Origin of the sequence: Amycolatopsis sp. SID8362 (assembly GCF_010550475.1) — a bacterium.
Lineage (GTDB): Bacteria > Actinomycetota > Actinomycetes > Mycobacteriales > Pseudonocardiaceae > Amycolatopsis > Amycolatopsis eburnea.
Genome location: NZ_JAAGNB010001017.1, coordinates 1 through 8,595 on the forward strand (window position 1 = coordinate 1; position 8,595 = coordinate 8,595).

Annotated in this window: 9 protein-coding genes; 6 read left to right on the forward strand and 3 right to left on the reverse strand. The window is 70.6% G+C overall.

Features of this window, described 5'->3' with window-relative positions:
- Nucleotides 1-277: 277 nt before the first annotated feature.
- Nucleotides 278-655, reverse strand: coding sequence for an STAS domain-containing protein (locus G3I65_RS32020; protein WP_160699409.1), 378 nt, complete (start codon nt 653-655; stop codon nt 278-280).
- Between the two features lie 290 nt (nt 656-945).
- On the opposite strand from G3I65_RS32020, the gene msrA reads away from it, so the two are divergent.
- From msrA to G3I65_RS32045, 5 genes are all read left to right on the forward strand, one after another.
- A complete protein-coding gene (gene msrA, locus G3I65_RS32025; RefSeq protein ID WP_160699410.1) occupies nt 946-1,461 on the forward strand; it encodes a peptide-methionine (S)-S-oxide reductase MsrA in 516 nt (171 codons plus the stop codon).
- Nucleotides 1,462-1,776: 315 nt separating this feature from the next.
- Nucleotides 1,777-4,050 (forward strand): M4 family metallopeptidase, encoded by a 2,274-nt coding sequence (locus G3I65_RS32030; RefSeq protein WP_203612571.1) that lies wholly within the window; start codon nt 1,777-1,779, stop codon nt 4,048-4,050.
- A 74-nt stretch (nt 4,051-4,124) separates the two neighbouring features.
- Nucleotides 4,125-4,640 (forward strand): OsmC family protein, encoded by a 516-nt coding sequence (locus G3I65_RS32035; protein WP_160699411.1) that lies wholly within the window; start codon nt 4,125-4,127, stop codon nt 4,638-4,640.
- A 63-nt stretch (nt 4,641-4,703) separates the two neighbouring features.
- Entirely contained in the window at nt 4,704-5,666 is a 963-nt protein-coding gene (locus G3I65_RS32040) for an ATP-binding cassette domain-containing protein (protein ID WP_160699412.1), read from the forward strand.
- Entirely contained in the window at nt 5,663-6,466 is an 804-nt protein-coding gene (locus G3I65_RS32045; RefSeq protein ID WP_160699413.1) for an ABC transporter permease, read from the forward strand. The genes G3I65_RS32040 and G3I65_RS32045 overlap by 4 nt, the downstream gene beginning before the upstream one ends.
- A gap of 21 nt (nt 6,467-6,487) precedes the next feature.
- Here G3I65_RS32045 and G3I65_RS32050 read toward each other — a convergent pair whose 3' ends face one another.
- Together G3I65_RS32050 and G3I65_RS32055 are read right to left on the reverse strand one after the other, a co-directional pair.
- On the reverse strand, nt 6,488-6,904 hold the full coding sequence (locus G3I65_RS32050) for a nitroreductase/quinone reductase family protein (protein ID WP_160699414.1): 417 nt from the start codon (nt 6,902-6,904) through the stop codon (nt 6,488-6,490).
- A complete protein-coding gene (locus G3I65_RS32055; RefSeq protein WP_160699415.1) occupies nt 6,904-7,443 on the reverse strand; it encodes a DUF6069 family protein in 540 nt (179 codons plus the stop codon). The genes G3I65_RS32050 and G3I65_RS32055 overlap by 1 nt, the downstream gene beginning before the upstream one ends.
- A 195-nt stretch (nt 7,444-7,638) precedes the next feature.
- Here G3I65_RS32055 and G3I65_RS32060 point away from each other — a divergent pair.
- A partial coding sequence (locus tag G3I65_RS32060) for a serine/threonine-protein kinase (RefSeq protein WP_309235832.1) occupies nt 7,639-8,595 on the forward strand: 957 nt, incomplete at its 3' end.

The window sequence follows — 8,595 nt, forward strand, 5'->3', positions numbered from 1 at the left end:
GTTTACGTGCCGCTCGCCGACGCGCCCCGCCTCGAGTGGGCCCTCATCTGGCCGGCCACCACGGCGACGGCCCGGGTCCGCGGGTTCGCGGAGGCGGCGGCGGAGCTGGTGCGCGAGCCTGGTTGAAGCGGCACGGCAGGTGCGCGCCGCGAAAACCGGGGCGCGACCGGGCAAGCCGCCGCCTCCGCACGCCCTGGCGGCGTAGTGAATGACTCATTCATGTCGTCCGGCGACATGAATGAGTCATTCACTACGTCCGGCGAGGGGCCGGTCCTTCTCAGCCGGGCAGCCAGCGCATCTCCGTCGGCTGGTACGCGGCGATCGCCGCCACACGGTGCGCGAACACCGGTACCCGTCCCGCCAGTCCGGTGAGCCGGATCACCCGCTCGACCGCGCCGCCCGGGGTGGCGATCAGGCAGCCCGAAATCCCTCGCTCCCAGCACAGCTCGAACGCCCGCAGCAGGCCGCGGATCCCGCGGACCGACAGGAATTCCAGCTGCCCGAGGTCGAGCACCAGCAGGTGCGGCCCCGGCAGCTCGCAGATGGTGGCCTCGATCACCGTCGTCCACTGCGCCACCGTGTCGATGTCGAGCTGGCCACGCACTTCGACGACCAGCACCCCACTGGTCCGTTCGGGGACGGTCCCGTTGCGCATCGCGCGCCTCCTCGGGGCCGTGTCGGAGGCAGGCCCCGGCTCATCGTCCCACCGCCGCGGGGTCGCGGCGCGCTGAAGCGGGGGATCCGATTCTCCTTGGCGGACGGGCGAATCCGGCGCCGCCGTCCGGTCTAATGTCCATTGTGGATGGTCGCGAGGTATCATCGATACCGAAGAAGAGGTATCATCGATCCGGTGACGTCAGGCTTCCGTAATACCGACGTGGAATCATCGGTGACCGACGGAAGTTGTACCCGCTGGATGCACCGCACGAGAGAAGGAGTGACGCCGTGACCACGTCAACCGAAAGGGCCGTCCTGGCCGGCGGCTGCTTCTGGGGCATGCAGGAGCTGTTCCGCCGTCAGCCCGGGGTGATCTCGACCCGGGTCGGTTACAGCGGCGGCGACGTCCCCAACGCCACCTACCGCAACCACGGCACGCACGCCGAGGCCATCGAGGTGGTCTACGACCCCGCGCGGACGACGTTCCGCGACCTGCTCGAGTTCTTCTTCCAGGTGCACGACCCGACGACGAAGAACCGCCAGGGCAACGACATCGGCCTGAGCTACCGTTCGGCGATCTTCTTCGAGAACGACGAGCAGCGGCGGGTCGCCGAGGACACCATCGCCGACGTCGACGCGTCGGGGCTGTGGCCCGGCAAGGTCGTCACCGAAGTCAGCCCGGCGGGCGACTTCTGGGAGGCCGAGCCGGAGCACCAGGACTACCTGCAGCGCATTCCGAACGGGTACACCTGCCACTTCGTGCGCCCGGGCTGGAAGCTCCCGAAGCGCGAGAAGACCGCCTGACGGTCCGCGACACCGAAGGCCCCTTCGCCGATCCGGCGGAGGGGCCTTTCGTCGTCCGGGAGCACGGAAAGATCACCCGAACGGCGGTGATCCCCCTTCGGTCCTGAGTGGACAGACAGGCTCAGGGATCCCAATCGCGACAAATGTCCATTTTGGGAAGTATTGCAGCTTGCAGATAAGACCGTACGTTAGTCGCTTGTTCACGAGGCTTCGGCACCGGATCCTGATTTCCGCCAAGCAGCACCGTTTTCCCGTCCCCCGTTCTCGGCCCGGCCTGTACCGGGCCGGTTCGCCCTGCCCGGAGGAGATCCTTCGATGCACCTGAGACGTCCCATCGTCTTGGCCGCGAGCGGCGCACTGATAGCCGCGATGTGCACGACCACGGCCGCCCAGGCCCAGCCGGCCACCCCGAACGCCACCGCCGACGCCCAGACCCTGGCCGTCAACGCGGCGGCCGGCCTGGTCGCGAGCAAGCCGGCCGCGCTGCACGCCAGCGCGGACGACGTTTTCCTCGCCCAGAAAGCGATTTCCTCGAGCAACGGGCTCAAGTACGTCCCGTACGAGCGCAGCTACAAGGGCCTGCCGGTCGTCGGCGGCGACTTCGTCGTGGCGACCGACTCGACGGGCCAGGTGCTGGGCACCTCCGTCGCGCAGGACCAGACCATCAACCTCGCCTCCACCACCGCCAAGGTGTCGAAGGCCGCGGCCGAGGCGACCGCGCGGCAGCAGCTTTCCGCGGTGGACAGCGTGAGCCCGGCGCAGCAGGTCGTCTACGCGCTCGGCACGCCCGCCCTCGCGTGGAAGAGCACCGTCGTCGGCCGCGACGCCGAGGGCCCGAGCCGGCTCGACGTCATCGTCGACGCCGCCACCGGCAAGGTGCTCAAGACCCAGGAGCACGTCCTCAACGGTGACGGCACCAGCGCGTACAACCGGCCGAACCCGGTGCACCTGGACACCACGCTGTCCGGCAGCACGTACTCGTTGAAGGACCCGACCCACCCGACCGAGTCCTGCCAGGACGCGGCCAACAACACCACCTTCAGCGGCCCCGACGACGCGTGGGGCAACGGCAACGCCACCAGCCGCGAGACCGGCTGCGTCGACGCCCTCTTCGCCCTGCAGACCGAGAACAAGATGCTCTCGCAGTGGCTGGGGCGCAACAGCTTCGACGGCAACGGCGGCGGCTGGCCGGTCCGCGTCGGCCTGAACGACCAGAACGCCTACTACGACGGCAGCCAGGTCCAGATCGGCAAGAACACCAACAGCCAGTGGATCAGCTCGATCGACGTCGTCGCGCACGAGCTCGGCCACGGCATCGACGACCACACCCCCGGCGGGATTTCGGGCAACGGCACGCAGGAGTTCGTCGCGGACGTCTTCGGCGCCTCCACCGAGTGGTTCGCCAACGAGCCGGCCGGCGGCGACGTCCCGGACTTCCTCGTCGGCGAGACGATCAACCTGGTCGGCTCCGGCCCGATCCGCAACATGTACAACCCGTCGGCGCTGGGCGACAAGAACTGCTACGACAGCTCGATCCCGAGCACCGAGGTGCACGCCGCGGCCGGGCCGGGCAACCACTGGTTCTACCTGCTGGCCGAAGGCACCAACCCGACCAACGGGCAGCCGACCAGCACCACGTGCAACAGCTCCTCGATCACGGGTATCGGCGTCCAGAACGCGATGAAGATCTTCTACAACGCGATGCTGCTGAAGACCTCCAGCGCCTCGTACCTGAAGTACCGCACCTGGACGCTGACCGCGGCGAAGAACCTGTTCCCGGGCAGCTGCGCCGAGTTCAACACCGTCAAGGCGGCGTGGGACGCGATCAGCGTGCCGGCGCAGTCGGGTGACCCGACGTGCTCGGCGACCGGCACGGTCACCGTGTCCAACCCGGGCAACCAGTCCACCACGACCGGCGGTTCGGTGAACCTGCCGCTGTCGGCCAGCGGTGGCACCGCGCCGTACACCTGGTCGGCCACCGGCCTCCCGGCCGGCCTGTCGATCAGCACCTCCACCGGCACGATCTCGGGCACCGCGACCACCGCGGGCACCTCGAACGTCACGGTGACGGCGACCGACAGCGCCAGCCACAGCGGCACGGCGTCGTTCACCTGGACCGTCGGCACCACCACCGGCTGCTCCGGCCAGAAGCTGGCCAACGGCGGCTTCGAGTCCGGCAGCACCGGCTGGACCGCCAGCAGCGGCGTGATCGGGCAGAACGGTGCCGACGAGCCGACGCACGGCGGCACCTACAACGCGTGGCTCGACGGGTACGGCACGACGCACACCGACTCGCTCGCGCAGTCGGTGAGCATCCCGGCCGGTTGCCACGCCAGCCTGACGTTCTACCTGCACATCGACTCCGCGGAGACGACCACCACCACCGCCTACGACAAGCTGACCGTCGCCAACGGCAGCACGACGCTGGGCAGCTACTCCAACCTGAACAAGGCGTCCGGGTACGCGCTCAAGACGATCGACGTTTCGTCGGCCGCCGGCGGCACCCTCTCGCTGAAGTTCACCGGCACCGAAGACAGCTCGCTGCAGACCTCGTTCGTCATCGACGACGTGGCCGTGACCCTGAGCTGAAGCTGAACCGCTGAAGCGGGGAGATCGGGCTTCCGATCTCCCCGCTTCTCCGTTTTCCGGGGCAGAATCGCCCCATGGACACCGAAGAGCTGCGCGCGGCACAGGCCCCGCTGAAGGACAAGTACCGCGAGCAGCCGGAGAGCGCGCTCGTCACGCTGCACGCCGACGCCGAACTGGACGGTCTCGGCATCTCCTGCAAGGTGGAGACCGGCCGCGCGATCGTCGAAGCCGGCCTGCACCCGGCGACCGGCGGCGACGGCACCCTCGCCTGTTCGGGCGACATGCTGCTCGAGGCGCTCGTCGCGTGCGCCGGGGTGACGCTGCGGGCGGTGGCGACGTCGCTGGGGCTCGAGGTGCGCGGCGGCCGCGTGCGTGCCGAAGGGGACCTCGACTTCCGCGGCACGCTGGCCGTCGCGAAGGACGCGCCGGTGGGCTTCCGCGCGATCCGGCTGTCGTTCGACCTCGACACCAGCGCTTCCGAAGACGAGCTCGCCACGCTCAAGAAGCTGACCGAGCGCTACTGCGTGGTGTTCCAGTCGCTGCGGACGCCACCGGAATTCGCCGTCACCCTGTCGGCCGCTCAGGGATAAACCCGGAGGACAAACCGGACGCACTGGCCTAGCTTGGCGGGGTCACCGAGAGGGGAAACCGCCATGCCGGAACCGGACTGCGCCGTCCAGGTGCGCGGGCTCGTCAAAACCTACGGGTCGACCCGCGCGCTCGACGGCGTCGACCTCGACATCCCGGCCGGGCGCGTGCTCGGCCTGCTCGGCCCGAACGGGGCCGGGAAGACCACCACCGTCCGCATCCTGACGACGTTGCTGCGCCCGGACTCCGGCGAAGCGCACGTGGCCGGGTACGACGTCCTGGCCGAGCCGGACCAGGTGCGGCGGCGGATCGGGCTGTCCGGGCAGTACGCGGCCGTCGACGAGAACTTGACCGGCTACGAAAACCTGTACATGGTCGGGCGGCTCTACGGCAGGCGCAAGGCGGCGGCCCGCGCGCGGGCCCGGGAGCTGCTCGCGCGCTTCGCGCTGGAAGACGCCGCCGACCGGCCGGCCAAGGGTTACTCCGGCGGCATGCGGCGGCGGCTCGACCTGGCCGGCGCGCTGGTCGCGGAGCCGACCGTCGTCGTCCTCGACGAGCCGACCACCGGCCTCGACCCGGGCGGGCGCCTCGACACCTGGGGCGTCATCAAGGAGCTGGTCGCCGACGGCACCACCGTGCTGCTGACCACCCAGTACCTCGAAGAAGCCGACCAGCTGGCCGACTCGATCGTGGTGATCGACCACGGCCGGGTGATCGCCCGCGGCACGGCCGACGAGCTCAAGGCGCAGATCGGCGGCGAACGCCTGGAACTCGTCGTCACCTCCCCAGCCGACCTGCCGGCCACGCTGGAGGTGCTGCGCGAGGTCGGCACCGGCGAGCCGACGGGCGACGACCACACGCGGCGCGCGGAGATCCTCGTCGACACCGGCCCCAAGGCCCTCATCGAGGCCCTGCGGCGGCTCGACGCCCAGGGCATCGCCGTCCAGGACGTCGCGCTGCACCGGCCGACGCTGGACGACGTCTTCCTGTCCCTGACCGGTCACGGCGCCGAGGAGGCCGCGAAGTGAACGCGCTCGCGAAGGGCATTTCGGACGGCGGCATCATCACCTGGCGCAACCTGGTGAACGTCCGCCGCAACCCGGACTGGCTGATGGCCGCGACCCTGCAGCCGATCATGTTCGTGCTGCTGTTCGCCTACGTCTTCGGCAACGCGATCGGCGGCGACTCGGGCGGCGCGGCGTACCGCGAGTTCCTCATCGCGGGGATCTTCGCCCAGACGGTGGCGTTCAACTCGGCGTTCACCGTCATCGGCTTCGCCAACGACCTGCAGAAGGGCATCATCGACCGGTTCCGCTCGCTGCCGATGTCCCGGATCGCGGTGATCCTCGGCCGCACGACGTCGGACCTCGTGGTCAGCGTCGTGGCGCTCGTGGTGATGTCGCTGTGCGGCCTGATCGTCGGCTGGCGCATCCGCGGCAGCTTCTGGGACGCGCTGCTCGGCTACCTGGTGATGCTGATGTTCGCCTGGGCGCTGTCGTGGGTCGGGGCGCTGATCGGCCTCGCCGCGCGCAGCGTCGAGGTCGCGCAGAGCGCCGGGCTGATCTGGATGTTCCCGCTGAGCTTCATCTCCTCGGCGTTCGTCCCGACCCAGACCCTCCCGGCATTCCTTAAAGCGATCGCGGACTGGAACCCGTTCACGGCGGTGATCAACGCGACGCGGGACCTGTTCGGCAACCGGTTCGGGCCCGCGCCGACGGGCTGGCCCGCCGAGAACGCGGCGCTGTACTCGATCCTGTGCTGCGTGGCGATCATCGCGGTCTTCGCCCCGCTGGCCACGGCCCGCTACCGGCGGGTGGCGAGCAAGTAGGACCGTCCGAAGAGGACGGTGTCAGTCCTCTTCGGACAGCTCCACGATCGGGATGACCCGGCGGGCCTGCCGGGCCTTCTCCCGGTGCTCGGCCAGGAACGGGTAGTGCCGCTCCAGCTCCGCCCACGCCCGCACGTAGTCCGCGCCCAGCAGCGGCAGCGCCTCGCCCTCGAACTCGCGGCCGTCGGCCTCGACCTTCACCCGCGGGTCGTCGGCGAGGTTCAGGTACCAGTCCGGGTGCTTCGCCGCGCCGATGTTCGAGGCCACCACCAGCAGCCGGTCGCCGTCGTGGTGGACCATCATCGGGACCGTGCGGGGCTCGCCCGTGCGGCGGCCGGTCGTGGTCAGCAGGACCAGGCGCTCGCGGTGCATGCCCTCCACCTCGCCGCCCGCGCGGAACTGCCGGATCACGCGGCGGTTCGTCTCCTGGACGTCCATCAGCGGTCGTAGTACCTGGTCGGGGGCTCCTGCTGCGTCCACTGCTGCTGCGTCGGCGGCGGCGGGGCCGCGCTCTGCCGGCGCCGGTGCAGGGTCCGGGCGCTGGCCGCCATGCTGTTCACCACCGCGGCGATGGCCAGGCCGAGCACCAGGTTGATCACGGCGGTCGCGATCTTCGCGCTCGGGGCCACCGTGAGGGTCAGCGGCAGCACCACGGCGATCAGCGTGACGAGGACCATGATCCAGCCGAAGAACTGGGACGGCGCCGGCGTGGCGACGCTCAGCAGGTGCATCAGCCCGGTGGCGAGCAGGGCCACCGCGGCGGCGACCAGCGCGTACGTCGTGGTGCTCGCGTTGCCCCAGACGCCCTCGCCTTTTGGGGCGAGCACTTCGACCTCGAAGATGCCGCGCGCGATCAGCAGCCCGACCACCGCGAGCAGGGCCGCGACCACCGCCGACGCGACGCCGCCCGCCCACAGCCGGCGCGCGTCGATCCCCGGGCGGACGTCTTGGGGCTGGTTCCCGTAGTAGTCGGCCATCAGAGCCTTCCTAGGTCGGCTGCGCCTCTCGCCCCCGATTGTCCCCCGTTTCGGCCCGGGCCGCGATCCACGCCGGATTTCGTGATCTTCCGACGTTTGCCGGTCACGTGAAGGGGGTATCTGCCGCCTGTGGCCGACGAAGCCGGGAGAACGGGGCGCCCGACGGCGGGCGACGATGTCACGTGCGCTCGCTACGTGCTGGGTGACTTCACCACCACCCCGCACCGGGAGCCGGACGACGAACGGCCGCCGGGCCTGCTGGCCGGCCGCTACGAGGTCGGCAGGCTGATCGGCAGCGGCGGCACCGCCCGCGTCTACCGGGCCTACGACGTCCGGCTGGACCGCGAGGTCGCCGTCAAGATCTACGACCGCGACGCGCTGCCGCTGGACCAGCGGCGACGGCTGCGCGAGACGACCATCCAGGCGGGTATCAGCCACCCCGGCGTGGTGGCGCTGCTCGACAGCGGGAGCGAGAACGGCCGCACGTACCTGGTGATGCAGCTGGTCGAGGGCGAAAACCTGGCGGAGCGCCTCCTCGGCGGCCCGATGCCGGCGGCGGAGGTGACGGCGCTGGCGGACGGCCTCGCCGAGGCGCTGGCCCACGTCCACGCCCACCGCGTCGTCCACCGCGACCTGAAACCGGCCAACGTGTTCCTGTCCGCGACCGGCCCGCTGATCGGCGACTTCGGCATCGCACACATCTTGGACACGACCCACATCACGGGCACGGGCATCGTCCCGGGCACGGCGGCGTACCTGGCCCCGGAGCAGGTCAGCGGCGAGCCGGCGGGCCCCCCGGCGGACGTGTACGCGCTGGGGCTGATCCTCCTGGAGTGCCTGACGGGCGAGCGCGAGTACGCGGGCACGATGGTCGAGGCGGCGATGGCGCGCCTCAACCGGCCCCCGCGCATCCCGGACGACGTGCCCAGCTCCCTGGCGCACACGCTGCGCCGGATGACCCGCCGCGACCCGGCCGACCGCCCGACGGCGGAGGAGGTGCGCCGGCTGCTGTACGCCCCGGCGCCGGTGACCACGCTGGTCCGCAGGCCGTTGTGGCGCCGCCGCCTGGAGGCGGTCGAGCACCTTCCGGCCGGTGGTGATGTCTCGGCGGCCCCGGCCGCCCGAGCCGACCACCGCTCCACCACGGCCGCT